The organism is Pedobacter frigidisoli, from assembly GCF_004331675.1.
GTDB classification, from domain to species: Bacteria; Bacteroidota; Bacteroidia; order Sphingobacteriales; family Sphingobacteriaceae; genus Pedobacter; species Pedobacter frigidisoli.
Genome location: NZ_SJSN01000015.1, coordinates 13712 through 40522, shown reverse-complemented (window position 1 = coordinate 40522; position 26811 = coordinate 13712). Strand labels below are relative to the sequence as shown.

General features: G+C 35.3%; 25 protein-coding genes. 20 read left to right on the top strand and 5 right to left on the bottom strand.

Annotation, left to right across the window (positions count from 1 at the left end):
- Nucleotides 1–163 precede the first annotated feature (163 nt).
- Nucleotides 164–1687, top strand: coding sequence for a 2,3-bisphosphoglycerate-independent phosphoglycerate mutase (gpmI, locus tag EZ449_RS17280; RefSeq protein WP_131561181.1), 1524 nt, complete (start codon nucleotides 164–166; stop codon nucleotides 1685–1687).
- Complete coding sequence (locus tag EZ449_RS17275) at nucleotides 1687–2214, top strand: hypothetical protein (RefSeq protein ID WP_131561179.1); 528 nt, start codon at nucleotides 1687–1689, stop codon at nucleotides 2212–2214. Before gpmI ends, EZ449_RS17275 begins: the two co-directional genes overlap by 1 nt.
- Nucleotides 2215–2263: 49 nt before the next feature.
- Here EZ449_RS17275 and EZ449_RS17270 read toward each other — a convergent pair whose 3' ends face one another.
- The gene (locus tag EZ449_RS17270; RefSeq protein WP_131561177.1) at nucleotides 2264–2884 is read right to left on the bottom strand and encodes a tetratricopeptide repeat protein; all 621 of its coding nucleotides are present in this window, start codon (nucleotides 2882–2884) and stop codon (nucleotides 2264–2266) included.
- Nucleotides 2885–3193: 309 nt separating this feature from the next.
- Between EZ449_RS17270 and lon the strand changes: the two genes are divergently transcribed.
- Complete coding sequence (lon, locus tag EZ449_RS17265; RefSeq protein ID WP_131561174.1) at nucleotides 3194–5665, top strand: endopeptidase La; 2472 nt, start codon at nucleotides 3194–3196, stop codon at nucleotides 5663–5665.
- Between the two features lie 83 nt (nucleotides 5666–5748).
- A complete protein-coding gene (locus EZ449_RS17260; RefSeq protein WP_131561172.1) occupies nucleotides 5749–6696 on the top strand; it encodes a lipid A deacylase LpxR family protein in 948 nt (315 codons plus the stop codon).
- Nucleotides 6697–6759: 63 nt separating this feature from the next.
- Here the strand turns inward: EZ449_RS17260 and arfB are convergent, their stop codons facing one another.
- Together arfB and EZ449_RS17250 are read right to left on the bottom strand one after the other, a co-directional pair.
- Complete coding sequence (gene arfB, locus EZ449_RS17255) at nucleotides 6760–7170, bottom strand: alternative ribosome rescue aminoacyl-tRNA hydrolase ArfB (RefSeq protein WP_131561169.1); 411 nt, start codon at nucleotides 7168–7170, stop codon at nucleotides 6760–6762.
- Between the two features lie 40 nt (nucleotides 7171–7210).
- A complete protein-coding gene (locus EZ449_RS17250; protein WP_131561167.1) occupies nucleotides 7211–7735 on the bottom strand; it encodes a ferritin in 525 nt (174 codons plus the stop codon).
- A 122-nt stretch (nucleotides 7736–7857) separates the two neighbouring features.
- Here EZ449_RS17250 and cmk point away from each other — a divergent pair, with 122 nt between their 5' ends.
- From cmk to EZ449_RS17200, 10 genes are all read left to right on the top strand, one after another.
- Complete coding sequence (gene cmk, locus EZ449_RS17245) at nucleotides 7858–8535, top strand: (d)CMP kinase (protein ID WP_131561165.1); 678 nt, start codon at nucleotides 7858–7860, stop codon at nucleotides 8533–8535.
- Nucleotides 8536–8595: 60 nt separating this feature from the next.
- A complete protein-coding gene (locus EZ449_RS17240) occupies nucleotides 8596–9426 on the top strand; it encodes a 3-keto-disaccharide hydrolase (protein ID WP_131561163.1) in 831 nt (276 codons plus the stop codon).
- A gap of 55 nt (nucleotides 9427–9481) precedes the next feature.
- Nucleotides 9482–10975, top strand: a complete 1494-nt coding sequence (locus EZ449_RS17235) for a TPM domain-containing protein (RefSeq protein ID WP_131561356.1) — start codon at nucleotides 9482–9484, stop codon at nucleotides 10973–10975.
- Nucleotides 10976–11015: 40 nt separating this feature from the next.
- Nucleotides 11016–11270 (top strand): hypothetical protein, encoded by a 255-nt coding sequence (locus EZ449_RS17230; RefSeq protein WP_131561161.1) that lies wholly within the window; start codon nucleotides 11016–11018, stop codon nucleotides 11268–11270.
- Nucleotides 11271–11363: 93 nt separating this feature from the next.
- Complete coding sequence (locus EZ449_RS17225; protein WP_131561159.1) at nucleotides 11364–11753, top strand: hypothetical protein; 390 nt, start codon at nucleotides 11364–11366, stop codon at nucleotides 11751–11753.
- A gap of 122 nt (nucleotides 11754–11875) precedes the next feature.
- Nucleotides 11876–12856 (top strand): SH3 domain-containing protein, encoded by a 981-nt coding sequence (locus EZ449_RS17220; protein ID WP_131561157.1) that lies wholly within the window; start codon nucleotides 11876–11878, stop codon nucleotides 12854–12856.
- Nucleotides 12857–12882: 26 nt separating this feature from the next.
- A complete protein-coding gene (locus tag EZ449_RS17215) occupies nucleotides 12883–13089 on the top strand; it encodes a hypothetical protein (RefSeq protein ID WP_131561155.1) in 207 nt (68 codons plus the stop codon).
- Nucleotides 13079–13408, top strand: a complete 330-nt coding sequence (locus tag EZ449_RS17210; protein ID WP_131561153.1) for a type II toxin-antitoxin system RelE/ParE family toxin — start codon at nucleotides 13079–13081, stop codon at nucleotides 13406–13408. The genes EZ449_RS17215 and EZ449_RS17210 overlap by 11 nt, the downstream gene beginning before the upstream one ends.
- 390 nt (nucleotides 13409–13798) lie before the next feature.
- Nucleotides 13799–15733, top strand: a complete 1935-nt coding sequence (rpsA, locus tag EZ449_RS17205; protein WP_131561150.1) for a 30S ribosomal protein S1 — start codon at nucleotides 13799–13801, stop codon at nucleotides 15731–15733.
- Between the two features lie 445 nt (nucleotides 15734–16178).
- Entirely contained in the window at nucleotides 16179–17846 is a 1668-nt protein-coding gene (locus tag EZ449_RS17200; protein ID WP_131561148.1) for a beta-N-acetylhexosaminidase, read from the top strand.
- On the opposite strand, the gene EZ449_RS17195 is transcribed toward EZ449_RS17200, so the two are convergent.
- Nucleotides 17843–18769, bottom strand: coding sequence for an AraC family transcriptional regulator (locus EZ449_RS17195; protein WP_131561146.1), 927 nt, complete (start codon nucleotides 18767–18769; stop codon nucleotides 17843–17845). The two genes, EZ449_RS17200 and EZ449_RS17195, sit on opposite strands and share 4 nt — an antisense overlap.
- A 332-nt stretch (nucleotides 18770–19101) precedes the next feature.
- On the opposite strand from EZ449_RS17195, the gene EZ449_RS17190 reads away from it, so the two are divergent.
- The 3 genes from EZ449_RS17190 (at nucleotide 19102) to EZ449_RS17180 (ending at nucleotide 21368) form a co-directional block, all read left to right on the top strand.
- Nucleotides 19102–20607: an aldehyde dehydrogenase family protein gene (locus tag EZ449_RS17190; protein ID WP_131561144.1), complete on the top strand. Its 1506-nt coding sequence runs from the start codon at nucleotides 19102–19104 to the stop codon at nucleotides 20605–20607.
- Nucleotides 20608–20665: 58 nt separating this feature from the next.
- The gene (locus EZ449_RS17185; protein ID WP_225872355.1) at nucleotides 20666–21043 is read left to right on the top strand and encodes a DUF779 domain-containing protein; all 378 of its coding nucleotides are present in this window, start codon (nucleotides 20666–20668) and stop codon (nucleotides 21041–21043) included.
- Between the two features lie 121 nt (nucleotides 21044–21164).
- Nucleotides 21165–21368, top strand: a complete 204-nt coding sequence (locus tag EZ449_RS17180) for a hypothetical protein (RefSeq protein WP_131561142.1) — start codon at nucleotides 21165–21167, stop codon at nucleotides 21366–21368.
- A 31-nt stretch (nucleotides 21369–21399) separates the two neighbouring features.
- Here the strand turns inward: EZ449_RS17180 and EZ449_RS17175 are convergent, their stop codons facing one another.
- On the bottom strand, nucleotides 21400–21801 hold the full coding sequence (locus EZ449_RS17175) for a thiol-disulfide oxidoreductase DCC family protein (RefSeq protein ID WP_131561140.1): 402 nt from the start codon (nucleotides 21799–21801) through the stop codon (nucleotides 21400–21402).
- A 246-nt stretch (nucleotides 21802–22047) separates the two neighbouring features.
- Here EZ449_RS17175 and pyrR point away from each other — a divergent pair, with 246 nt between their 5' ends.
- From pyrR to EZ449_RS17160, 3 genes are all read left to right on the top strand, one after another.
- Entirely contained in the window at nucleotides 22048–22608 is a 561-nt protein-coding gene (gene pyrR, locus EZ449_RS17170) for a bifunctional pyr operon transcriptional regulator/uracil phosphoribosyltransferase PyrR (protein ID WP_131561138.1), read from the top strand.
- Between the two features lie 3 nt (nucleotides 22609–22611).
- Entirely contained in the window at nucleotides 22612–23541 is a 930-nt protein-coding gene (locus EZ449_RS17165; RefSeq protein WP_131561136.1) for an aspartate carbamoyltransferase catalytic subunit, read from the top strand.
- 246 nt (nucleotides 23542–23787) lie between these two features.
- Nucleotides 23788–26811 (top strand): tetratricopeptide repeat protein, encoded by a 3024-nt coding sequence (locus EZ449_RS17160; protein ID WP_131561134.1) that lies wholly within the window; start codon nucleotides 23788–23790, stop codon nucleotides 26809–26811.

Genomic DNA, 26811 nt, shown 5'->3' with positions numbered 1-26811 from the left:
TATACAGAACCGTGTAGCTAAAATTATGCCATTAGCTTATCAAAAAACTGATTACTTAATTTATATAACATGCAATAAACTTATATTTGCCTGGTAAATAAAATACTAAAACATGTTTTAAAGGAAATTGTTTTAGTGTTAGTTAATAAATTTTTCTATAAATATGGTAAACGATAAAAAACTTGCGCTTATAATTTTAGATGGTTGGGGTTACGGAAAACAAGATAATTCTGATGCTGCATACGCCGCCAACACTCCTTTTTTCGATTCGTTATTACAAAAATATCCCAATTCTAAGCTTGAAGCGTCGGGCGAGGCAGTAGGCTTACCTGCCGGACAAATGGGAAATTCGGAAGTTGGCCACATGAATTTAGGTGCTGGTCGTGTGGTTTACCAAGAACTTGGAAGAATTAACAAATCGATTACCGATAGAGAACTGCATGTAAACCCAATTTTACTTGCAGCATTCGATTATGCTAAACAAAATAACAAGCCTGTTCATTTCATTGGTTTGGTTTCTAATGGTGGTGTACATGCTCACATCGAGCATTTAAAGGCTTTATGCGATGCTTCTAACGAAGCCAAGGTACAAAATACTTTTATCCACGCTTTTTTAGATGGCAGAGATACCGATCCAAACTCTGGTTTAGGCTTTATTACCGATCTTCAAAACCATATCCAAGATACCAACGCTATGTTGGCTACAATGGTTGGGCGTTATTACGCAATGGACCGAGATAATCGCTGGGAAAGAGTTAAACAGGCATATGATGTAATGGTGAATGGTATTGGTGAGAAAACGCAAGATGCCTTAAGCGCCATTCAAAAATCTTACGCTAATGGAGTAACCGATGAGTTTTTAAAACCAATTGTTTTAACTCAAGATAATGGTGAGCCAATTGCAACCATCCAAAATGACGATGTTGTAATTTGCTTTAACTTCCGTACCGATAGAGGACGCGAAATTACTACGGCACTTACTCAAAAAGATTTCCCTGAGCAGCAAATGCATAAACTGCCATTGTATTATGTCACCATGACCACTTACGATGAAAGCTTTGAAAAAGTTAATGTAGTTTTCACCAAAGATGATTTAGTAAAAACAATTGGTGAGGTTTTGGCTGAAAATAACAAGAATCAAATCCGGATTGCAGAAACTGAGAAATATCCACATGTAACATTCTTCTTTTCTGGCGGCAGAGAATCAGAGTTCCAGAACGAAAAACGTATTTTAGTTCCATCTCCAAAAGTTGCAACTTATGATTTGCAACCAGAAATGAGCGCTGCTGGAATTACTGAAGCCATTACCGCAGAAATGGAAAGTGGATGGGCAGATTTTATTTGCCTTAACTTTGCAAATCCAGATATGGTTGGCCATACAGGTGTTTTCGAAGCAGTTATCAAAGCAGTTGAAACGGCAGATAAATGTGCGGAAATCGTTGTAAATAAAGGTTTAGAAAATGGTTATTCATTTATTCTCTTAGCAGATCATGGCAATTCAGAATTTATGGTTAACAGAGATGGATCAGCAAATACCGCACACACCACTAACCTTGTTCCGTGCATTTTAATCGATAAGGATTATAAAACTATTGCTGATGGAAAATTGGGCGATATTGCTCCCACTGTTTTAAAAATACTGGGCGTTGCTATTCCAGCGGAAATGACAGGAAACGTTTTAGTATAATGACTAAACAACTTTATATTCTGGTATTTGCTTTGGCATTGTTTTCCTGTAATCAGCGAAAGGAATCTGAGGCAGATATCGACTTATTATACTTTGATTTAAAGGGCTTTTTTGGAAAAGAAATTTCACGCTTACAAAAACTTAATCCTAGCGTAAACAAAATGGTTAGCATAAATGAATCCGTTGAAAACAAGATAACTAAAATCCATAATTGGGAAAAGGAATTGGCCATTTTTGTAAATGCAGATATCAATAGAAAATCGTGGAGAGGTAGTTTTAGAGTAAGGGAACAAAATGGAGTAGATATTTATACTTCCGATAATAAAAAAATCCCTGTTAAGATGGTTTCTATTACTTGGAATGGCCAAAGGGCAGGCAAAATAGAAATCGTTATCGATAATAAAAACATTCTATTTCAGTCTCACGATACGCTAACTTATTGTCCTGACAGTTTATATCAAATAAAAAAGCGACAGAAAATTAGGTTGCTTGAAGAGAAAAATTATTTAATTAACGGAAAATTCTGATAAAAAAAAGGGATGCTTAAAAAATTCAAGCTTCCCTTTTTTACAAATTTTATTTCAAGCTTGTAATTTGAGCTTTATCATAAGTAATCCAATCAATAATATCTTTTCTTATCGGCTGCACAGTTAACACTTTCTGAAAATCGGCAATAGAGTTATTAAACAATGCAACACAAGCAGCTTTTTCGTCCTTTTTCTTCGATTTGTACGATTTGAAAATAGCGTAATCCTTATAAGCCAAACCACGGTTTTGAAGCATTTGCGTATCTTCATCACCTGTAATTTCAATAGCTTTTGTAAAGTCTCTTATCGCTGCAATGTAAAAATTTTCACGCATTGTGTTCAACGATTCCTTAGGATCATTTGCTATATTTAGCCTGGCTTTTCCGCGGTAATAATAAGCAGATACTTCCGTAGGTTTTATGCCAATTAAACGACTATAAGTTGCTATACATTTTTCATATTCGCCGTTTTGAAAATAAGAATAACCCAACATTTGCAAAATTTTAGCATTATCAGGCGTTTTTGTATCGGCTTTTTCCAATTGGGTAACAGCAGTTTTAAAATCACCTTTCATCATTGCCTGCATGCTCTTTTCGTAATTACTTTGGGCAAAACTGCTTGTTGATGAAAAAATGATTAATCCTAAAAGTGCTTGTTTAAAATACTTCATGTAATGAAAAATAAGTTTAATAAATTGAGCGCCAAAAGAGGCGAAATTTTTTGCAATATAATCCTATTCTGATAATTTAAGCGTTTTTAATTTTAAGTATCTTAAAACTAAAGCCCTTAAACATTAGCTTTAACGCTAAAAAATACTTTATATGATATTGGCGGAATTATTTAAATTGCTCTGCCTTTTTAACATAAGTTTAATATTATTTTTACTTTGGCACAAGAGTTGAAATTATTAGCTTAACAACATAAACAAACAAAGTGAATACGATTGAACTGCCAGTTTGTCGTTAGAGAAAACGTGATAATGAGTAAACAAGATATATTTGATTTCAATTCTGCTATGCCAATAATAAACGAGGATACCGAATTTTTCCCTTTAATGTCTCAACAAGATGAAGAGGAAATGAACAATGAGGAAACGCCTGAAACATTGGCGATTTTGCCGTTGCGAAATACAGTTTTATTTCCGGGAGTAGTTATTCCAATTACTGTTGGAAGAGATAAATCTATAAAATTAATTAAGGAAGCTTATAAGGGGAACAAAATTATCGGGGTTGTATCTCAAAAAGATGTTTCTATCGAAGACCCTACATTTGAGCAACTTAACACCGTTGGAACAGTTGCCAATATTATTAAATTGTTGCAAATGCCCGATGGTAATACTACCGTTATTATTCAAGGTAAGCAACGTTTTAGTTTAATAGAAGAAGCACAAAACGAGCCATATATTAAAGCTGTTGTTAAGAAATTTGAAGAGCAAAAACACAAAGCCGATAAGGAGTTCAAAACTTTAATCGCTTCTATCCGTGAGATGTCAAGCCAAATTATCCAGCTTTCTCCAAATATTCCCAGTGAGGCCAGTATTGCACTTAAAAACATTGAGAGTAATTCATTTTTGATCAACTTCATTTCGTCTAACATGAATGCCGAAATGTCTGATAAGCAAAAAATCCTCGAAATGGGTAATTTGCAAGAAAGGGCACAGAAAGTAATGGAGCTTTTAATGGTAGAATTGCAGATGTTGGAATTGAGAAATCAAATTCAATCTAAAGTTCGTACCGATCTTGATAAACAGCAACGTGATTATTTCTTAAATCAACAGCTAAAAACCATTCAAGAAGAACTTGGTGGTAATTCTGCTGATTTGGAATTTGATGCATTACAAGAAAAAGCAAAGAAGAAGAAGTGGGCTAAACCTGTAGCCGAACATTTCGATAAGGAATTAGATAAGCTCGGGAGGATGAATCCTGCTGCTCCAGATTATTCTGTACAGTTAAACTATTTGGAATTGCTGTTAGATTTGCCTTGGAGCGAGTTTACCAAAGATAATTTTGATTTAAAAAGGGCTCAAAGAATTTTAGATAAAGACCACTTTGGTTTAGAAAAAGTTAAGCAACGTATTATAGAATATTTAGCAGTGCTAAAGCTAAAACGCAACATGAAAGCGCCAATTCTATGCTTAGTTGGTCCTCCAGGAGTTGGTAAAACATCATTAGGAAAATCTATAGCGAAAGCTTTAGGGCGTAAATACGTACGAATGGCCTTAGGTGGCATTCGCGATGAAGCTGAAATTCGTGGTCACCGTAAAACATATATTGGTGCAATGCCAGGTCGTATTATTTCATCAATTAAAAAAGCTGGTGCAGATAATCCTGTTTTCGTTTTAGATGAAATTGATAAAGTAGGAACCGATCATCGTGGCGATCCATCATCAGCGCTGCTTGAGGTTTTAGATCCTGAGCAAAACAATGCTTTTTATGATCATTACGTAGAAATGGATTACGATTTATCGAACATTTTATTTATTGCTACGGCCAATTCGTTAAGTACCATTCAGCCTGCTTTGTTAGATAGAATGGAGATTATCGAGGTTAATGGCTATACCATAGAAGAGAAAATCGAAATCGCAAAGAAATTCTTATTGCCTAAGCAAAAGGAAAATCACGGTTTGCAGAATAAGGATATCGTCTTAAAACCTGCATTAATCGAGAAAGTCATCGAGGATTATACTCGCGAATCTGGCGTTCGTGGTTTAGAGAAGAAAGTTGGCTCGTTGGTTCGTGGTGTCGCAACTAAGATTGCCATGGAAGATGAGTATAATGTAACCTTAACAAATGAAGATGTTGAACGCATTTTAGGCGCTCCCATTTACGATAAAGATCTTTACGAAGGTAATGAGGTTGCTGGAGTGGTTACGGGTTTAGCATGGACAAGTGTTGGTGGAGATATTTTATTTATCGAATCGAGCTTAAGCCCTGGAAAGGGAAAGTTAACATTAACTGGTAACCTTGGTGATGTGATGAAAGAATCTGCTGTAATTGCTTTGGCTTATTTACGTGCGCATGCTGCTGAATTTGGCATAGATTATACCTTGTTCGATAACTGGGATGTTCACGTCCATGTTCCGGCAGGTGCAACTCCAAAAGATGGCCCATCAGCAGGCGTAACCATGCTTACGGCACTAACATCTGCATTTACGCAACGTAAGGTGAAACAACATTTAGCCATGACCGGTGAGATAACTTTACGAGGAAAGGTGCTTCCAGTTGGCGGAATTAAGGAAAAGATCCTCGCTGCTAAAAGAGCTAACATTAAAGAAATTATTCTTTGCAAAAGCAATAGAAAAGATATTTTAGAGATTAAGGAAAGTTATATTAAAGACCTTACTTTCCATTATGTTACAGAAATGAGTGAGGTAATTGATTTGGCACTTACAAAAAATAAGGTTAAAAAACCATTGGATTTAAGTATCAAAATTTTACCAATTGTCAACTAAATTGTAATCTTTTTGAATAAAAATCGAAAAACCAATTACAATAAATACTTTTATAGTCCCGATAATTCATCGGGACTTTTTTTATGAGGAATTTTTCACTTACAATTTTTCTTTGCTTGCTTGTTTCAACAAGTTTTGCTCAATCTTTTAAAAACGAATTCGGTTTTAAAACAGAGAACGATGCTTATTTAGCGACACTTAATGATCGTTATTATACGAATGGCTTATTTATTTATTTCCGCAGGGCGATAAACACTGAAAAACTATCTGACAAAATCGAGAAGAAAACCTTTGAAATATCTGCGGGCCAGAAAATGTATACGCCTTACTGGGGAATGGTAGCTAAAAAGGAAGATCAGGATAGGCCTTTTGCGGGCTATTTGTATGCTGGTGCAGCATATTCAGTTTTCTATAAAAATGAAAGTGTTTTAAAAACAAGTATAGAGATTGGAACAGTGGGCCCAAATTCTCTAGCGCAGGATGCACAGCGTTTTCTACATAAAACCGTTGGTTTCTATACACCTTCAGGCTGGGAATATCAAATCAAAAATGAGGTTGCCGTAAATCTAGCTGCAAACTACAGCAAAATGCTTTACCGAACTGAAGATAATGTAGTTGATTTTAGCGGCCAAGGGTACGCCAATTTAGGAACAACTTTTTCTGGCTTAGGAGCCTCTATTTTATTTAGAGCGGGAAGATTAAACCAGTTATACAATAGTGCTTATCACAATGCTGTGATTGGAGATTCAAAAACAGAAAGCTTAAATAAATCTGAGTTTTTCTTTTATTTAAAACCTCAACTGAATGTAGTTGCGGATGATGCAACCATTCAAGGAAGCTTATTTAATGATGAAAGTCCGGTTACTTTCGGCGTTAAGCCAATCGTGTTCGAACAGCAATTCGGGGTAAATTATAGCTCAAAAAGATTCACCGCAGATTTTAATATCATTTTCAAAACCAAGGAAATTAAAAGTGTTGCCAAGGCACAGAATTATGGCGGCTTGAGTTTATATTATCGATTTGGGAAATAAATTGTTGAATTTTTTGCTTGTTTAACAAGATCTTATCAAGGACATTAAGCTTATTAAAAAAAGCTAATCAAAACTTGGTTTTTTACGAGATTCTTTCTTATTAGCCATAACTGCTTTATTATTCAATCTCTTCTGAATAACCGATTTCGGAATTTTGGTTGGCTTCCGTTTTTTTTGAATTTGGAGCGATCGCTTCAAGAGCTCTATTAATTTGGCTACCGTTTTCTCCTTATTTAGAAGCTGGCTCCTATCCTCTTGAGAAACAACATGTAACAAGCCATCAGAATCCAATCGGTTTTCTAGTCTAGTCCTTAATAATAACTTTTCATCATCATCAAGAAACAAAGCACTCTCTAAATCAAATATTAGCTCAACCTTACTCGATACTTTATTTACATTTTGCCCACCTTTGCCTCCACTCCTGGAGGTTTTGAATGTAACGGATTTTAAAATTTCTTCTCTAGTGGGTAACATTCCGCAAAAGTACAAAATTGATCCATCAATTGGAATTGGCTTATTCCCCTTCTTTGGTTTCACTTACCTTAGTGCGCAAGCCAACAATATCTTTATCCAGTTGATAAATTCCACCTCTATCATTTCCAACCAATTCAAGCTTTGCAAGCATAGTTTTAGCCATTTTCTCTTCTTCTAGCTGCTCATCTAAATACCATTGCAAGAATTTAAAGGTTAGATAATCTTTCTCATTCAAAGCCAATTCTACCAAATCATTAATGCTTGCTGAAACTAGCAATTCATTATCTAAAAAATCCTGAAAAACCTCTACAACTTGGCCGAATGAATTTTTAGGCATGTCTAGTGCTGTAATTATTGCATGCCCATCTCTATCATTTATGTAATGAATTAACTTCAGCATATGGTGGTGCTCTTCATCACTTTGGCGATAAAAAAACTCAGTATAACCCTCTAAACCAGGCTGTGTTTCTAGCCATGATGCGATTCCCAAATATACCTGCGATGACTCAGCTTCTAATTTAACTTGGTTATTTAATGCAGATAACATTTTTTCAGATAATAACATAATTTTTCGTTTAAGGATAAACAAAATTTAAATCGCTATGTTTCATTTTAAGGCTTTATTATTTCTCTAAATACACTTAAAAAATTTAGCAATGTGCTTCAATTTTTTACCTTTGTAACAAAATGAAGAAGAATTTGGTTATAGCTATTGATGGCTATTCATCTTGCGGAAAAAGCACTTTAGCGAAAGCATTAGCTAAAAAATTGGGTTTTGTTTATGTAGATAGCGGAGCGATGTATCGTGCGGTTACTCTATATTTTCTAAGAAATAAGATCGATATTTCTGATGACAATGCTGTTACTGATGCGTTACAACATATCGAACTAAATTTTCATTCTCGTGATTACGAATCGCACATTACGCTTAACGGCGAGGAAGTTTCTGATGAAATTCGCCTTATGCCCGTTTCTGAAAATGTAAGTGAGGTTTCTGCCCATAAAATTGTTCGCCACGAAATGGTGAAACAACAACAACGTATGGGAAAATCAAAAAGCATCGTAATGGATGGCCGCGATATTGGCACAACCGTTTTTCCTGATGCACCTTTAAAATTCTTTATGACGGCAGATCCAAAAATCAGGGCAGAACGCAGGTTTAAGGAGCTGGAAAGTAAAGGAAACAATGAAACTACCCTAGAAGAAGTTTTTGAAAATCTGGCTCACCGCGATTATGCTGATACCACACGTAAAGAAAGTCCGCTGGTTAGGGCCGATGATGCCATAATATTGGATAATACCGATTTAACGCAGGAAGAACAATTGGCTTTTGCCTTAGAAAAAGTTGAATCACTACCTAATTAGAATTTTATTTATCGAGTTGATTTTAATTTCATATTTTTAGCACCTAACCATTAAGCTACCATGAAATCAAAACTGCCTACTCTGTTATTCTTTATTGTTGCATCTATTTCCTTTAATGCCAGCGCCCAAAAAGGTTGGATTAATCTTTTCAATGGAAAAGATCTAAAGGATTGGAACGTTAAAATTTCCAAACACGATTATAAGGATAATTACGCCAATACTTTTAGGGTAGAAAACGGATTGATGAAGGTAAGCTACGATGGTTACACCGAGTTCGATAAACAGTATGGCCATATTTTCTATAAAAAGCCATTCTCTTCTTATTTGTTAAAAGTTACTTATCGCTTTGTTGGCGACCAAGCTAAAGGTGGCGAGGGTTGGGCAACCAGAAATAGTGGTGCAATGTTGCATTGTCAGGATCCTGCTACCATGCTTAAAGATCAAGACTTCCCGATATCGGTTGAAGCTCAAATTCTTGGTGGTGATGGTGAACACGAAAGACATACCAGTAACGTTTGTACACCAGGAACGTTAATTAATTATAAAGGTGAGTTATTTACACCACACTGCTTAGATTCAAAATCGAAAACATATGCAGGCGATCAATGGGTAACGGCAGAATTTTTAGTCCTTGGTGATTCAGTTATTAAACACATTATTGCTGGCGAAGTAGTTTTGGAATATACCAAACCACAAATTGGTGGCGGAAGCGTTTCTAACTTCGATCCAAAGGTTAAAGTTGATGGCACTCTATTAAAATCTGGTTATATTTCTCTACAAAGTGAAAGCCACCCAATCGAATTTAAAACCGTTCAGCTTTTTGATTTAGCTCCTTACGCAAAAGATAAATCAAAATTGGATAAGGTATTGGATAGAATATTGAAAGAATAAAATCCACCTTATTAGCGAATGATGTAAACGATTATAACCTTATGTTAATTTCACGATGCTCCGAAATTCATTATTAAAAGTAGTTGGTATTTTTGCACTTATACTTTTTTTTAATTTTACTTATGCCCAAAAAGCATATCAAGTTAAGGATATTCCAGATCCGAAAAATAACGGCGGTGGTTGGGTAAGTAATCCTGATGGAATTTTAAGTGCAGATGATGTAGCTAATATCAACAGTTCAATTTCCAATTTCGCGGCGAAAAGCAATGTACAGGCTGCAGTAGTAATTGTTAATGATTTTGATAAAGATCAAGAGGATTTTGATTTTGCTTATGAGCTTTTTAATACTTGGGGAATCGGGCAGAAAACGAGCAACAATGGCTTATTGTTATTCATTTCTAAAGATAGACGCAAATATCGTTTTATCACCGGAACAGGAACTGAAGGTGTTTTGCCTGATGTGAAACTAAAACACATTGCTGAGCAAAATTTAATCCCAGCTTTTAGGGAAAATGATTTTGGAAAAGGCATAATTAATACCATTGATGCCATTGGGGTGATCATCTTAAACCCCGAAAATAAATCAGAACTCAATCAATTCTTCACTCAACAGGATGAGCATAACGACTTGGGTGATGTTTGGGTGCCCGTTATAGTTATTATTTTAGCATTTATCGGCGTTTTCAAACTGGTAAATAAGCAAGCTAAAAAGACTACAAATCTAAAAGGGAAAGGCAATACTGATTTGGAAAAAACCATTACCAGTGGTTGTGCAGGATTTTTCATGTTCATGTTTATCAGCATTTTCGCCATGGTATTCTTTAATGGCTTTGGTTTATTTGAGCGGGTAAAATTAGCCCATGCACCTTTCATTTTATATGGAATTTTAGCTGTAGGCTTATTCTTTCGGTATATATTTCATATTTCAACTTTAAGGAAAACACATATTGACGATAAAAATTTCTTCAACGCAGTTACCGATTTCAACAAAAAAAACTTTTGGCTAGTCATTTTTTCTCCGTTGATACTCTTCACACTTATTAACTACTTATTTAAGCGAGCTAAAAACATTGATCGATTCACGCCAATTCTTGATAATAAAAATCGAGAAATGATTCGTGTGGATAGGGATATCAACATTGAAGGCAAACCATTTTTAAGCGGCGGACAGCGAGCTGAGGAAGTTGCAAAAACTTACGATTACGATATTTGGGAAAGTACAGATCGTAAAGAGCATATTATTAAACAGTGGCCTGCTGAAGAATATAATGGTTACACCGAATGTCCGAAATGCGGTTTCAGAACTTACAAATTAAACAAACAAGTTACCGTTACCGCAGCAACTTATAGTCATGATGGTCAGGCAAAACTGATAAACGAATGTAGCTGTTGTAAAAATGTAGAATTCATTAAATGGATTACACTAGCTATGCTAGTCGAATCTAAATCTTCATCAAGTTCCTCTTCTTCCAGTAGTGGCAGTTCATCATCATCAAGCAGTTGGGGTGGTGGAAGAAGTAGCGGAGGTGGTACAGGCGGAAGTTGGTAAAGCCCATTATGGAATTTGAAATTTAAATCATCTTATTTCCATGAAGAAATTAATAATTGTAATATTTATTACGCTTACATCAACTAACTTATTTGCCTGCCACTGCGGCTTAGAATACATAACGGAAAGCTTTTATAAAGCTGATTTTGTTGCTATAGCTGAAATTATTAAAACAGATAAGAACAGAATTGGCAAGGATTATTACGAGACTACGATTAACATTCAGCAGCTTTATAAGGGAGAAGCGCAAGAATCAATTAATATTGGAGGATATAATAACATGCCGAACATATAGAGTTCTTGCGATATTAAACTTATTCTAGGAAGTAAATGGTTAATTTTTGGATACAAGGATAAAGAAGGTAAAATTTCATCTGGCTATTGTAGTATGCAAAGGGCTGATGATTATAACTTTGCCAAAGGAAAAATTCCATTTATTTTAGAAACGCTGAGAAACAACATCAATAAATTTACGGGAAAAACTATCCCTCTCTATTTGAATGATTCAAAATACAAAACTTACAGCAGCGAAAAAGTTGGAGATTATAGCTTGTTTTCAGTTAAAATAGATTCCACTTTGAAAATTGAAGAGATAATTTTCTACACGAATGATACTAAAACTGCCAAAAGCAGGATAGAATCAGAGATAACAAGCTCCTTAAAAGAATATGTTAAGAAAAACAAGTTAAATACAAAAAAAGGCCTCTTTTACATATTCGAAATATATCCTTACACCAATATTGTTCAACCTCATTTAATGAAAGACAAATTCAATTAGCTCTTTTTATGATCTTCTTAGGTTCGTTTTAAAACTATTTTCTAATTTTGGCACAATAGCACGATGTTTGCTCTTGGCATCGTTGAAATATTTATTAACTGCTTTGCAGAATCCCCAAAATTATGACTAGAATATTCTTCGTTTTCATTGCCTTATTTATTTCTTCAATAAGCTTAAGCGCTCAAGATACTTATCGTGTTAAAGCTGATAAATTAAGGGTAAGAGCAACGAGCGATCCGAAAAGCAAGGTGATTAGCAATATTTCGCAAAATCAAAATATTATAGTTTTAGATGCGAGCAATCCTAAGTTTTACAAAATTAAGCTAAAGAATGGAGAAGGTTGGGTAAGTAAAGATTTTGTAGAGAAAATTGCATCTTCAAAACCAGCAGCACAGCAGCCAAATGCGCCACAGCCAAATACTGCACCAACCAGCCCGGCAGCAGATATTATTTATCGAGTAACTACTGATAACTTGAGAGTAAGAGCAAAGGCCGATTCAAAAAGCAAGGTAATTGGATATCTTCCTGAAAACGAAAATGTTGCTGTAATCGACTCTACCAATAGCACCTTTTTTAAAATTAAGGTTACCAACGGAGAAGGCTGGGTAAGTAGAGAGTTTTTAGTTCGAGTTTCTCCAGTTAAACCGGCTGCTTCCACAAATGCCGTTCCTGCTGCATCAGTACCTCAAGCCGCTACAGATTATACCAACATTATCTTTTTCGCTGTTGTTGCCTTAATATTGGCTGCCATTTTATTCTTCTCCTTAAAATATGCCAGTGGGAATAAACTCATTATCGGTTTTTCAGTAGTAATTATCTTGGTTACAGGTTATTTTTGTTTCATTACTTTTATACAAGAAAAAACTGTTGCTGGCACTTTTGCCAGCAATGAAGATATACAATATAAAACTTTCACATTTAAATCGAAAGATTCGGTAACGGTTACAGATGCCTATACAGATTCTACTTTCACTTCAAAGTATGTTATTGATGGCGAAATGATCAAACTCTACGATCAGCAGAATACGATTATGTTATTGATAAGAGACGAAAATACTTTAATTGGAGAGGGTTTTACGAGAGGAACTTTTACAAAGAAGTAGGATTTTAAATTTGTATATTTGGTATTATGAAAGTGTTATTAGAAATTCCAGATCATAAAGCAGCTTCCTTAATGGATGTACTTAATAGCATTCCTTATGTTAAAACGAAAACCATTATTGACCACAAAGCCGTTTTAATTGAAGAGATAAAAGAAGCTGTTGAAGAATTAAAACTGATTAAGCAAGGAAAGCTGGAGGGACATGATGCTGAGGCTTTTTTGAATGGTTTATAATGTAAAAACCATCTCCTCTTTTGAAAAGCAAACCAAGCGTCTCTTCAAAAAGTATGCATCATTAAAGAAAGAGCTTTTAGAATTAGTTAAAAATATAAGAATTGATCCAGAAATTGGTACTCCAATTGGAAAAAACTGTTATAAAATTCGAATTGCAATAGCATCCAAAGGTAAAGGCAAATCTGGTGGAGCAAGAATAATAACTAATTTTGTTATTTCAGATTCAACTGTTTATTTACTTTCTATTTATGATAAATCTGAGAAAGATAATATTTCAGATAGAGAACTGATTGAGCTGTTGAGTGAAATTTCTGAATAGTTTATATCATTATTCAATAATTAAATATTCTTTGTTCTTGCACAATCCTTTCGATCTAAACCCGGTAGCAGCGGCAGCCCCCGATTTTTCTTCGGGGCTATAGCAAATAACGGGACTGCTTTAACAGAAGAACTACTGAATGCTCATTTCCAAATCATTACTTCTTTATATTAGAAAATAAAGCACTGCCCTATGGACACTACGCTGAGAAAGGAGAATTTCAAAACACCCCCTTTCAGCGCCTAATCTTGATACTCGATACTAAATACTCGATACTGCTTTTCTAATCCACTAAAAATCAGCAACATTTATTAAAAAAATCTTTCCTATTAATTAAAAAAGTTTTACCTTTGCAGTCCCTAAATAGGGAAAAAAGGAGATAATTAATTAATGGCTAAAAAACAAGTAGCAGAAAAAGAATTAGCAGCAAAAACAGCTGAGCTTCAGGGAGAAGGCGGACGCCTGACTGAAAAAGAAACGATTGAATCAGAAGCTGATTCAGTTTCGATCGAATCGATCAAATCATCATTAGCAACACCAACCGAAGATTTCGATTGGGATGCAGATGAAAAAGTTTTCGGTAATTACAATGATGCAGACCGTAAGAAGTTTGAAGATATGTATGCTGGAACATTCAATCAAATCACTAAAGGTGAAATCATTAGCGGTATTGTTGTTTCAATTAACAACAAAGATGTAGTATTAAACGTTGGTTTTAAATCAGACGGTTTAGTTTCTACTTCAGAATTCCGTGATACACCGGATTTAAAAATCGGCGATTCAGTTGACGTATTCGTTGAAGCACCGGAAGATGCTAACGGTCAATTGATCCTTTCTCGCAAAAGAGCAAAAACTCAAAGATCTTGGGAAGCTATTAACGAGGCTCTTGAAAATGATAGAATCATCAACGGTTTCGTTAAGAGCCGTACTAAAGGTGGTTTAATTGTTGATATCATGGGCGTTGAAGCTTTCTTACCAGGTTCTCAAATTGATATCAAACCTATCCGCGATTACGATGTATACGTGGGTAAAACAATGGAATTCAAAGTTGTTAAAATTAACCATGAGTTTAAAAACGTAGTCGTTTCTCATAAAGTGTTAATTGAAGACGATTTAGAAAGCCAAAAAGTAGAAATCGTTTCTAAATTAGAAAAAGGACAAGTATTAGAAGGTACTGTTAAAAATATTACTGATTTCGGTGTGTTCATCGATTTAGGTGGTGTAGATGGTTTACTTCACATTACTGATATTTCTTGGGGCCGCATAGAGCATCCAAAAGAAGTATTATCATTAGATGAAAAAATCAACGTTGTTGTTTTAGATTTCGATGATGAGAAAAAACGTATCGCTTTAGGCTTAAAACAATTAACTCCTCACCCTTGGGAAAATTTAGATGCTAACTTAGCTGTTGGTTCTAAAGTAAAAGGAAAAATCGTAACTGTTGCAGATTACGGTGCTTTCTTAGAAATCATCCCAGGTGTTGAAGGTTTAATCCACGTTTCTGAAATGAGCTGGTCACAAAACTTAAGAAATCCACAAGAATTCTTAAAAGTTGGTGATGAGATCGAAGCTGAAGTTTTAACTTTAGATAGAGACGAACGCAAAATGAGCTTAGGTATTAAACAATTATCTAACGATCCTTGGCAAGAAGTTGCTGCTAAATTCCCAGTTGGAAGCAAGCACACAGCTACAGTTAAAAACATGACTAACTTCGGCGTTTTCGTTGAAATTGAAGAAGGTATCGATGGTTTAATCCACATCTCTGATTTATCTTGGTCTAAAAAAGTAAACCACCCTAACGAATTCACTAAAGTTGGTGATGTATTAGACGTTGTTGTTTTAGAACTTGATGTTGATAACCGTAAATTAAGCTTAGGTCACAAACAATTGGAAGAAAACCCTTGGGATACTTTCGAAACGATCTTCACTTTAGATTCGGTTCACCAAGGTACTGTTGTTAAAGTAACTGATAAAGGTGCTGTTATTGCTTTACCTTATGGTGTAGAAGGTTTCGTACCAACTAAACACATGGTTAAAGAAGATGGTACTTCGGTTAAAGCTGAAGAAACTAACGACTTCAAAATCATCGAGTTTAACAAAGAAGCTAAACGCATCGTTGTTTCTCACGCTCGTATTTGGGAAGAAGTTAAAGCTGAAGCTGTAGCAGAAGAAAGAAATGCTAAAAAGAAAGAAGCTAAAGCATCTATAACAGCAGTTAAAAAAGTTAAAGATTCTGTAGAGAAATCTACTTTAGGAGATTTAGACGTATTGGCTCAATTGAAATCGCAATTAGAAGGCGAAGAAAGCAAAGCTAAAAAAGGCTAGTTCTTTTTAACTAAATATATTAATCCCGATAGCGAAAGTTATCGGGATTTTTTTTTGCTTCTATTTTTTGCTACGGAAACATAGAATACACAAAATCTTCACAAGGTCGTCATTGCGAGGAGGCTTTTTCAGCCGACGAAGCAATCTCATTTTTTACCATACAAGGAATGTAAGAACATTTAAGCTTTTCCATCTTGAGCTTACACTTCCTTAAATGTCTTATATGGTTCAAATAATTTGGAAACGAAAGCAAGCAATAATCGCTTACTCCTGCCTCGCTGTCCGTTCAATATTTTTGGCGATTGTCATGCTGAGCTTGTCGAAGCACACAACCTAAAATGATTTTCCTACCATCGGCTTTAGGAATATAAGTAATTTGTTCTCTCAAACCTTTTCCTTTCATCCACCTATAATTATTACTTTTGATAAGGAAAACCATTCTATTATGAAGAAGATTATCTTTTTGCTTTTATCGATTGCTTTTTGCAACAGCCTATTTGCTCAAGAAGTAAATATCATTCCACAGCCTGTAAGTATTAAGACAGGATTAAGCACAGAAAAATTTATCATTGATAAAAACACAGAAATTATTTCAAATGATCCCTTAGCCAATTCTGCTTTATTTCTACAAAGTTATATTCAAAAATATTACGACTTAAAACTTCAGATTAACCCAAATTCAACAAGTAAAAAAAACATAATCAAACTGGAAATAATTACACGTTTATTAAAAAATTCAAACGAATATGAACTTATAAGCGACTACGAGCAAACAGTAATTTATGCCGGTTCAGAAAATGGACTTTTTTATGGTATTCAAACCTTAATTCAGTTGCTACCAGAGTTAAAATCAACATCACTTCAAATTCCATCGGTTACCATAACCGATTACCCTCGCTTCGATTACCGAGGAATGCACTTGGACGTGAGTCGCCATTTTTTCGATGTTGCATTTATTAAGCAGTACATTGATTATTTAGCACTCCATAAAATGAATTATTTTCATTGGCATTTAACCGACGACCATGGCTGGAGAATTGAAATTAAAAAATATCCAAAACTCACAGAAATTGGCGCCTGGCGAAACGGTAGTATCATTGGTTTGTGGCCAGGAAAGGGAAATGAGTATATCAAATATCAAGTTTTACCAACAGAAATTAAAATTACACCTAAAGATGCTGTAATAAAAACCGACGGAATTAAACATGGTGGTTTTTATACGCAAGAGCAAATAAAAGAAGTGATCGATTATGCAGCGAAACGTTATATCATCATCATCCCCGAAATTGAAATGCCAGCACACAGTATGGCTTTACTGGCCGCATACCCAGAACTAGGCACCGAGCCAAACAAAAAATATGAGGTTGCACAAACTTGGGGAATGATGAACAAATATAATAACATACTTCAAGCATCTGATACGACATTTAAATTCATGGAAAATGTTTTATCTGAGGTAATGGATTTATTTCCATCGCAATATATTCACATCGGTGGCGATGAAGCATCCAAGGTTTGGTGGAAACAATCTACAGTTTCACAGCAATTTATGAAAGCCAATGGCTTGAAATCAGAAAACGAGCTACAAAGCTATTTTATTAGAAGAATTGAGAAATTTGTTAATAGCAAAGGTAAAACCATTATTGGCTGGAACGAAATTTTACAAGGAGGATTAGCACCAAATGCGGTAGTGATGAGTTGGCAAGGAGAAAAAGGTGGAACAGAAGCGACCAAGCAAAACCACAAAGCCATCATGACGCCTGAGGATAAAGTTTATTTCAATCATGCTCAATTTGTAAAGGAAGATAGTCTGACTGCAGGCAAAGCTTCCCTTCTTGCCGATGTTTACAATTACGAACCCATTCCTGCTGAATTAAATGCAGAACAAGCCAAATACATTTGGGGCGGACAAGGTTGCTTATGGACTGAGTATATTACCAACCCAGCAAAGGTTCAATATCAGCTTTTCCCCAGACTAGATGCCTTAAGCGAAATTTTATGGAGTCCGAAAGAAAAGCGAAACTATCCAGATTTTCGAAAGCGATTAATGACACAGTTTAAACGTTATGATTTGATGGGAATTACCTATTCAAAAAGGTATTTGGAAAATTAATGAATTAACTGATTGGCTACCTGCAATTGATATGCGCCAGGCGTAACCCCAACAATTTTCTTAAATGCCCTTATGAAGTAATTAGCATCTGTAAAACCTAATTCATAGCTTGTAGATGCAACTTTATTTCCTGGCTGAGCAAGCAAAATTTTTGCCCGATTAACTTTTTCAGTTAAAATAAAATCATTTGGACTAATCCCCAATTCTCTTTTAAATAATCTATAAAATGTCGCCTTGCTCATGCAAGCCTTATCGCTCAAACTATTGATGCTAATCTTTTCGTTCAGGTTAGATTTAATGTAGTTTAAAACAAATGCAAGCGGATTCTGATTAAGATTATAAGCTTCATCACTAATCGTTTTAAGATTTTGAGACTGCATAATCCTAACCAATAACTCTTTCAAAGTTAAATCAGCTAATACATCTTTTTCCTTTGTTCTTTCCGAGCAGATCCGGATAACTTTATTTATAAGGTAGGCAATTTCCTCATTATTGTAAAAGTGATATTCATCATAATTTAAAAGCCACTTTTCATTACTTCCCTCTTTCGGAAAAAATTCATTCAGATAAGCAATCGTTTTTTTAATCTGCTCCTGATCAATCGCCAAGGCAATACATTGGGTTGGATTAAGCGTTGTTGCCTCTGGAAAATCAATTTTCATAGTAACCGATGGAGGAACGATAACCGTTTGTCCCGGAAAATAATCAAAGCCCTTTTTATCAAATAAATGCATCACTTTTTTGCCACGTAACATGCTGGTAATCACAAAATCGTTAAAGGTTAATGGAACCTTATAAGACTCGGCATAAGTTTCAAAAACACTTAATTCACATCTTTCCAAAGTATAAGAAGTCCTGTTCTCAACTAAGGTTTGAAGATTTTTTGAAGCACTTAAGTTTACCTGATCTAATGTGTGTTGCATAATCCGAATTGATTTTGGTTAGACATTTACTTAATAATCAAATATAATTTATTTCATTGATTTATAGGTTGATTTTGGCGACGCCAAATTATACTTATCCGATTACATTACGTATTTATACAACAAGCGCAATATCGATTCAATAAGGTTACAAAGCATGAATGAAAAGTGCTACCAATTGAGCCGATTATACTACCTGCTACATTGGCTTTGCGATTAGGTTTGTATTAACCAAATCTTGTAATCGCGAAATTCACTATGAGCAATTCCGATAAAATTCAATCTCAGAAAAAACCTTAGTGGCTTTCCAATTTAAAAAACCAATAATAATCATGGAAAATTTAATTGAAAGACCATCATTCAAAACCCACTACGATAATTATATCGGAGGTAAGTTTGTACCACCAGTAAAAGGCATTTATTTCGATAACATCTCGCCGATTGATGGGAAAGTATTTACCAAGGCTGCCCACTCATCAAAAGAAGATTTAGAACTAGCTGTAGATGCTGCACATGAAGCTTTTAAAACATGGAGCAAAACGTCTTCGACAGAAAGAAGTATTATTTTAAATAAGATTGCTCAACGAATGGAAGATAACTTAGAATATCTGGCCACTGTTGAAACAATTGATAATGGAAAAGCGGTAAGAGAAACTTTAGCTGCAGATTTACCGTTGGGAATAGATCATTTCAGGTATTTTGCTGGCGTAATTCGTGCGGAGGAAGGCTCGCTTTCTGAGCTGGATGCAAATACGGTTTCATTAATTGTACACGAACCAATTGGTGTAGTTGCACAAATTATTCCTTGGAATTTTCCACTTTTAATGGGTATTTGGAAGCTAGCTCCAGCACTAGCCGCTGGTAATTGCGTTGTGCTTAAACCTGCTGAAAGCACTCCAATTTCTATTATGGTTTTAATGGAATTAATTGGCGATTTGTTGCCTCCTGGAGTTATCAATATTGTAAATGGCTTTGGCGCAGAGCTTGGCAGAGCATTAGTTACTAATCCAAAAATATCAAAGGCGGCATTTACTGGCTCAACACCTACCGGAAAGTTAGTAATGCAATATGCTACGGAAAACATTATTCCTGTAACGTTAGAATTAGGTGGAAAATCTCCAAATGTGTTCTTCAGTTCGGTAATGGATGAAGACGACGCATTTTTAGATAAAGCAGTTGAAGGTGCAGTAATGTTTGCTTTAAATCAAGGTGAAATTTGTACTTGTCCATCCCGATTGTTAATCCAAGAAGATATTTACGATAGATTCATCGCAAAAGTAATCGAAAGAACAGAAGCAATAAAAATCGGTAGTCCGCTGGATAGAACCGTAATGATGGGCGCACAGGCATCTAAAATTCAGTTTGAGAAAATTGCTGCTTACATCAAATTAGGAAAAGAAGAAGGTGCTGAACTATTAACTGGTGGTGATGTAAATAAATTGGAAGGGGATCTTGAATCAGGTTACTACATCAAACCAACCATTTTTAAGGGTCATAATAAAATGAGAATTTTTCAAGAAGAAATTTTCGGTCCGGTACTGGCAGTCACTACTTTTAAAACAGTTGAAGAAGCAATAGAAATTGCAAATGATACACTTTATGGACTAGGTGCTGGCGTTTGGACTCGTGATGCACATGAACTGTACCAAGTACCGAGAGCTATCCAAGCTGGTCGGGTTTGGGTAAATCAATATCATTCTTACCCCGCAGGAGCGCCATTTGGAGGTTATAAACAATCTGGCGTTGGTAGAGAAAATCATAAAATGATGTTAGGTCACTATCGCCAAACCAAAAATATGTTAATCTCTTACGATAAGAATAAACTGGGTTTCTTTTAATAATTGAAACAAAACATTTATTTAAGCATTAATAATTGGAATGAACTGACCCTAATGAATGATGATAAAGAGAATTGATAGCACAGATGAAGCCAAGAAATTAATCAACATCTTAAAAGAAAAACACGGCGAATTGATGTTTTACCAAGCTGGTGGATGTTGTGAGGGCACTCAACCACAATGTTTCGAAAAGGGAGGCTATTATCTTCGAATGCGTGATGTTTGTTTAGGTGAAGTAGAAAATTGCGAATTTTGGGTAGATCGAGATCTTTATGAATATTGGAAATTCTCCCATTTTACGCTTGATGTTTTGGACGGTTTCGGAGTTGGAGGATTTTCCTTAGAAACCCCATTACAAAAAACCTTTAAAATTCATTATCGCTTGTTTTCTACAGAGGAATTAAAAGATTTAGAGCCAGTTAAAACGGCAGAATAATTTTGTTTATTTGGTTAAATTTAAGTCAGTATGGAGAAATCCAACTGACTTTTTTTTATTATCTACAACCTAGTAAGGCCGTTTTTTAAAAATTAATGCAATCTTTGTTTAAAATTAAAATATGCGTAAAGTATTTGCCGTCGTTTGTACCTTAATTACACTATTTGCCTTATGGGAAACTATCAATATTTTTATAACTGATGAGGCCGATATTGTTAAACAACGCAGCATATTTATTGTAATTGCTTTAAGCATTACCATACCACTTTTTATTTTAACGCTTTGGCTTTGGAAGCCCCAAAATAATCAAGATAATATATCTTAAGTGTTTACATATAAAATCCTCTCTTAAGGATTTAGGGATAAAATTTTTGCTTTAATTCTGGAGTGGGCACCCAACAACTTTCTTGCTTACCCCACCACTTATATCGATTTTTGGCAATAATATCATAAACCCAATCCCTAATAAATTTAGGTACAATGATGAAACCGTAAAGTAAGGGCAATATCCCATTTAAGCGTTTAGCAATCCTTAAAGCTGCAGAAGATTTGGTGTAGAGTTTATCATCTTGAACCAAAATAATCGAATTGATCTTATTTAAGTCTACATCAAAGTAAGGCAAAATAGTCTTGGCATATTCTCCTTGTAAAGCTGTAAACATAAAAATATTCTTGACATCATGCTCGATTGCGAATTGTACAGATGCATTACATAAATTACAAACTCCATCAAAAAAAATTACTGATTTTTGTGCCATAGCGAATGTAAATTTACACTTTTGTACTGAATTAATTAAACCTGACAATAGCGGCAGCCCCGAGTTTTTACAAGGGCTATAGCGAATGGCAGGACTTTAGTAACCGATGCGCACAGAAACTTGCTTTTCAAAATATATAAACAATTTAACCTTGTAAAAGAGCTTGTTAAGTAGGAAAAAGAAAACAAAGCACTTTCAACTTTTCTACCTTGAAACATTTTTATATATTTGCCCAATCCTTCTTCAATGCAAAAGAAAACACTTCTTGACGGACAAAAAATTCAGATTACAATTAAGAGGCTTTGCCATCAGTTAATTGAAAACCACGACGATTTCGCAAATACCGTTTTAATAGGCATCCAGCCACGGGGTATTTTTTTGGCCGATCGCATTCATCAAGAGCTTGAAACCATTCTTAAAAACAAGAAAATTTTAAAGGGAAACCTTGACATTACTTTTTTTAGAGATGATTTTCGCCGCAAGGATGGCTTGGTAACCGCCAGCAGCAATTCAATCGATTTCATTATTGAGGGCAAAAAAGTTATCTTAATTGATGATGTACTTTGGACAGGTAGAACTATTAGAGCTGCGCTTGATGCATTGCTTGCTTATGGCCGACCAGAAAAAGTTGAGCTTTTGGTTTTGATAGATCGTAGGTTTAGTAGACATTTACCTATCGAGCCTGATTATATTGGGCATCAAGTAGATAGCTTAAATTCACAGCAGGTTAAAGTGACTTGGGCAAGCGAAGGAGCAGAAGATAAAGTGATTTTATTATCAGAATCAACAGATAAAAACAATAAATAAGAAATGGCAGCAGATAAACTATCAACCCGACATCTTTTAGGCATTAAAGATATTAACCGGAATGATATCGAATTGATTTTCGAAACTGCAGACAATTTTAAAGAAGTGATTAACCGACCGATCAAAAAGGTTCCCTCACTTCGTGATATTACCATTGCCAATATCTTTTTCGAAAACTCTACCCGAACAAAACTTTCTTTTGAACTGGCCGAAAAAAGGCTTTCTGCTGATGTGGTCAATTTTGCCGCCTCATCCTCTTCCGTAAGCAAGGGAGAAACCTTAATTGATACGGTGAATAACATCTTATCGATGAAAGTTGATATGGTGGTGATGCGCCATCCATACGCAGGCGCTGGGCAGTTTTTAAGCAAACACGTAAAAGCACAAATTGTAAATGCTGGCGATGGCGCACATGAACATCCAACACAAGCCTTGCTCGATGCTTTCTCCATCCGCCAAAAACTTGGTGAAGTAACAGGAAAGAAAGTAGTTATTGTTGGTGACATTTTACACTCTCGCGTAGCAATATCAAATATACTTTGCTTACAACGTTTAGGTGCAGAGGTGATGGTTTGTGGCCCCACAACATTAATTCCGAAACACATCCATCAACTTGGAGTAAAGGTTGAGCATAATCTAATTAAAGCACTGAATTGGTGCGATGTAGCAAACATGCTTCGTATTCAATTGGAACGCCAAGACATTAAATATTTCCCATCTCTTAGAGAATATGCAATGATGTATGGGTTGAACAAACAAATCTTAGACAACCTAGATAAAGAGATAATTGTAATGCATCCAGGACCAATCAATCGCGGTGTGGAGATTACGAGTGATGTCGCCGATAGCAAACAATCAATAATTCTAGAACAAGTTGAAAATGGAGTTGCAGTAAGAATGGCTGTACTTTATTTATTGGCAAGTCAAGGTTAGTCTGTAGTCAATAGTCTTTAGTCAACAGTCAAAATTCTGGAAAAGCCTTTTAAGAATCCCAGACCATTATCTATGGCCAATCAACCATTATCCATCATCGATCTTTACAATAATTTTAACATTTCTAGTTACATCATACCAAACCAAAAATCCCTTCGTTTAATTGTGTTATTAACAGATGTTAATTACTTCTGTTGATAAACCCTGATACTATTTCTAATTTAGTACCAACCATATTTGAAACCAATGCAGAAAAAATACTTACTGATTCCGCTACTTTTGGCAGGAAGTTTTACCACCTATGCGCAAGTTAGCGCAGTGCAAAACCTCAATAAAAACTACCAAACTGGCTTAGAATTATTAGACAAAGAAAAATATACAGCAGCGGCACAACAGTTTAAACTTGTTGAGCAGCAACGATATAAACCCTCTACCCAAACTGAAAGCAACGCAGAATTATCGCTGCTTAAAGAAAATGCTAAATTCTATGCTGCTGTTTGTGCCTTAGAACTAACCAATAGCGATGCAGAAAGTTTATTTCAGGCTTTTATTCGTGATTACCCTTTAAACCCGAACACCAAATTGGCTTACTTTTATGTAGGCAAAACCTATTTCAATCAAAAAAACTACAAAAAAGCGTTAGAGTGGTTCGAAAAAACGGATCCATCTACCCTATCGGGAAAACAGAGAAATGAGTACCAGTTTAAACAAGGTTACGCCTATTTCGAGTTAAAGGATTTTGAAAAAGCAGAGCCATTATTCGAGAAAGTAAAAAAAGAAGAAGGGGATTTTCAGGAAAGCGCTACCTACTATTTTGCCTACATTAACTATTTAAATAAGGAGTATAAAACAGCACTAGCAAACTTCGAAAAATTAAAAGGCTCGCCTACTTATGAGGCCAGCTATCCGTATTACATCACTTCGATGTATTATTTAGATGAACGTTATGATGATGTAATTAGCTATGCATTGCCAGCTATGCAAAAAACTAAGCAACAATTTGAACCAGAAATGTTGAGCTTGGTTGCGGCTTCCTACTTTGCAAAATCTGAGTTTAAAAATGCCGAAAAATATTTTGCCGAATATTATGCAAAAGATAAAAGTGAGACTAAAAACAACCTTTTCATCTATCAATACGGCTATTCATTACTTCAAAATAAAAAGTATAAGGAATCTGTTGCAGTTCTAGAAAAACTCAACACAGATGATATTTACCTACAAAATGGTATGCACACGCTTGGAAAGGCTTTTATCCAATTAGGAAATAAGCAAAAAGCGCAAAGTGCATTTTTTAGGGCATCTCGTTTAGATTTTGATAAAGGAATTCAAGAAGAAGCTTGGTTAAATTACGCAAAGCTAAGTTACGAGCTAGAATTTCATCAGCAGGCTTTGGAAGCTACTCAGGGTTTCTTAAAACAGTTCCCTAAATCTGCTAGAATTAACGAGGCTAAAACATTATTGGGCGAGGTTTTACTAACCACCAAAAACTATCAAGCCGCTGTAGATATTTTGGAACCCATTCCAAACAAAACACTAGAAGCTAAGGAAGCATATCAAAAAGTAACTTATTTCCGCGGTTTAGAATTTTATAATGAAAGGGCATTTCCGAATGCCTTAGCAATGTTCTTACGTTCGGAGAAATATCCTGAGGATAATGAGATTAGTGCATTAAGTACTTATTGGAAAGCAGAATCAATGTACGAATTACGCAAGTTCGGTGAGGCAGTTTCTACATTCGAGAAGTTTTTGCAAATGCCTGATGCTGATAAAACTGGTGTTTACAACTTTGCAAATTATGCATTAGCTTATGCTGCTTTCGAAGATGAGAAATACAGCAAAGCAGCCAATTACTTCGAAAAGTTTCTGGCTGGCAATGATAAGGATCAAAAAACCATTGATGATGCAACCATTCGTTTGGCAGATTCTTACTTCGTAAACAAGAATTACGGCGATGCGATGGCTAACTACAATAAAATCATCAGCAGAAAAACTGTTTCAGAGGATTATGCCACTTTCCAAAAAGGGATGATTCAAGGTTTGGAAAACCAATACGATGCTAAAATAGTAACAATGCAAAGTTTACTTCGTGCTTTCCCGAACTCTAACTATGCAGATGATGCTGGCTTTGAAACTGCTTACACATACTTCAACAAGGGAGATTTCGATAAATCTAAATCTGATTTGGTTGATTTGGTCGCGAAATATCCACGCAGTAGTTATGTTCCAAAAGCATTGGTTACCATTGGTTTAGTTCAATATAACCAAGATCAGGATGATGCCGCTTTAGAATCGTTTAAAAAGGTTATCCGCGATTATCCCACAGCTGATGAGGCTAAACAGGCAATGGAATCAGTAAAAAACATTTATGTAGACAGAGGCGATGCAAATGGCTTTATTGCTTATGCAAATACTACCCCACTTGGAAATTACTCCAAAAACGAACAAGATAATATCATTTTCTCAGCGGCAAATAATCTTTATTTAAAAGGCGACGCCAATGGTGCTTTTCAGGCAGTTAATGCTTATTTTGATAAGTTCCCTGAAGCTAATCACGAAAAAGAGGCAAAGTTTATCAGAGCCGAATCTTTGGTTAAACTTGGTCGCCCTGATGAAGCTATTCCAGATTACGAATTTATCTTAAACGATTGGACAAGCGATTATACCGAACGTTCTTTGGTTAGTATTTCAACGCTATTTCTTAATCAGAAAAAATATAACGAAGCCATTGTTTATCTAAAAAGATTAGAAACTACAACAGATTACAAATCGCACTACAGTTTCGCAATTAACAACTTGCTAAAGGCTTACACTGCTTTAAACATGCCTGATGATATGTTGAAATATGCGCAATTAACCAAGGAATCAGAAAAAGCATCGGAAGAAGAAAAAAATAGTTCTGGCTTATTTGCTGGTAAAGCTTACTTATTAAAAGGTGATACTACCACAGCTGTTAAGGAATTTAAAAATGTTGTTGCTACCACTAAAACCATTGCAGCTGCAGAAGCGAAATACAATTTGGCTTTATTAGAATACAGTAAGGGCGATTTTAAGACATCATCAAAAACCTGCTTTGAAATCGTTAATAATATGGCCGCTTATGATTATTGGGTTGCGAAAGCATTCATCCTTTTATCTGATAACTATGTTGCCTTAAAAGATAATTTGCAAGCAAAAAGCACACTTCTAAGTATAATTGATAATTACGAAGGCAAGGATGATATCATCCCTACAGCCAAAGAGAAACTAGAAAAACTAAACCAGAAGAAGTAG

What these genes read in the sequence shown, in the direction of transcription:
- gpmI (WP_131561181.1), top strand. Translation starts at nt 164, where the DNA reads ATGGTAAACGATAAAAAACTTGCGCTTATAATTTTAGATGGTTGGGGT.
- EZ449_RS17230 (WP_131561161.1), top strand. Translation starts at nt 11,016, where the DNA reads ATGAAGAAATTAATAATTGTAATATTTATTACGCTTACATCAACTAAC.
- EZ449_RS17250 (WP_131561167.1), bottom strand. Translation starts at nt 7,735, where the DNA reads ATGTTATTATCTGAAAAAATGTTATCTGCATTAAATAACCAAGTTAAA.
- EZ449_RS17225 (WP_131561159.1), top strand. Translation starts at nt 11,364, where the DNA reads ATGCAAAGGGCTGATGATTATAACTTTGCCAAAGGAAAAATTCCATTT.
- EZ449_RS17220 (WP_131561157.1), top strand. Translation starts at nt 11,876, where the DNA reads ATGACTAGAATATTCTTCGTTTTCATTGCCTTATTTATTTCTTCAATA.
- EZ449_RS17200 (WP_131561148.1), top strand. Translation starts at nt 16,179, where the DNA reads ATGAAGAAGATTATCTTTTTGCTTTTATCGATTGCTTTTTGCAACAGC.
- EZ449_RS17180 (WP_131561142.1), top strand. Translation starts at nt 21,165, where the DNA reads ATGCGTAAAGTATTTGCCGTCGTTTGTACCTTAATTACACTATTTGCC.
- EZ449_RS17160 (WP_131561134.1), top strand. Translation starts at nt 23,788, where the DNA reads ATGCAGAAAAAATACTTACTGATTCCGCTACTTTTGGCAGGAAGTTTT.
- rpsA (WP_131561150.1), top strand. Translation starts at nt 13,799, where the DNA reads ATGGCTAAAAAACAAGTAGCAGAAAAAGAATTAGCAGCAAAAACAGCT.
- EZ449_RS17275 (WP_131561179.1), top strand. Translation starts at nt 1,687, where the DNA reads ATGACTAAACAACTTTATATTCTGGTATTTGCTTTGGCATTGTTTTCC.
- EZ449_RS17175 (WP_131561140.1), bottom strand. Translation starts at nt 21,801, where the DNA reads ATGGCACAAAAATCAGTAATTTTTTTTGATGGAGTTTGTAATTTATGT.
- EZ449_RS17270 (WP_131561177.1), bottom strand. Translation starts at nt 2,884, where the DNA reads ATGAAGTATTTTAAACAAGCACTTTTAGGATTAATCATTTTTTCATCA.
- EZ449_RS17240 (WP_131561163.1), top strand. Translation starts at nt 8,596, where the DNA reads ATGAAATCAAAACTGCCTACTCTGTTATTCTTTATTGTTGCATCTATT.
- EZ449_RS17210 (WP_131561153.1), top strand. Translation starts at nt 13,079, where the DNA reads ATGGTTTATAATGTAAAAACCATCTCCTCTTTTGAAAAGCAAACCAAG.
- EZ449_RS17215 (WP_131561155.1), top strand. Translation starts at nt 12,883, where the DNA reads ATGAAAGTGTTATTAGAAATTCCAGATCATAAAGCAGCTTCCTTAATG.
- lon (WP_131561174.1), top strand. Translation starts at nt 3,194, where the DNA reads ATGAGTAAACAAGATATATTTGATTTCAATTCTGCTATGCCAATAATA.
- arfB (WP_131561169.1), bottom strand. Translation starts at nt 7,170, where the DNA reads ATGTTACCCACTAGAGAAGAAATTTTAAAATCCGTTACATTCAAAACC.
- EZ449_RS17165 (WP_131561136.1), top strand. Translation starts at nt 22,612, where the DNA reads ATGGCAGCAGATAAACTATCAACCCGACATCTTTTAGGCATTAAAGAT.
- EZ449_RS17185 (WP_225872355.1), top strand. Translation starts at nt 20,666, where the DNA reads ATGATGATAAAGAGAATTGATAGCACAGATGAAGCCAAGAAATTAATC.
- pyrR (WP_131561138.1), top strand. Translation starts at nt 22,048, where the DNA reads ATGCAAAAGAAAACACTTCTTGACGGACAAAAAATTCAGATTACAATT.
- EZ449_RS17195 (WP_131561146.1), bottom strand. Translation starts at nt 18,769, where the DNA reads ATGCAACACACATTAGATCAGGTAAACTTAAGTGCTTCAAAAAATCTT.
- EZ449_RS17260 (WP_131561172.1), top strand. Translation starts at nt 5,749, where the DNA reads ATGAGGAATTTTTCACTTACAATTTTTCTTTGCTTGCTTGTTTCAACA.
- EZ449_RS17190 (WP_131561144.1), top strand. Translation starts at nt 19,102, where the DNA reads ATGGAAAATTTAATTGAAAGACCATCATTCAAAACCCACTACGATAAT.
- EZ449_RS17235 (WP_131561356.1), top strand. Translation starts at nt 9,482, where the DNA reads ATGCTCCGAAATTCATTATTAAAAGTAGTTGGTATTTTTGCACTTATA.
- cmk (WP_131561165.1), top strand. Translation starts at nt 7,858, where the DNA reads ATGAAGAAGAATTTGGTTATAGCTATTGATGGCTATTCATCTTGCGGA.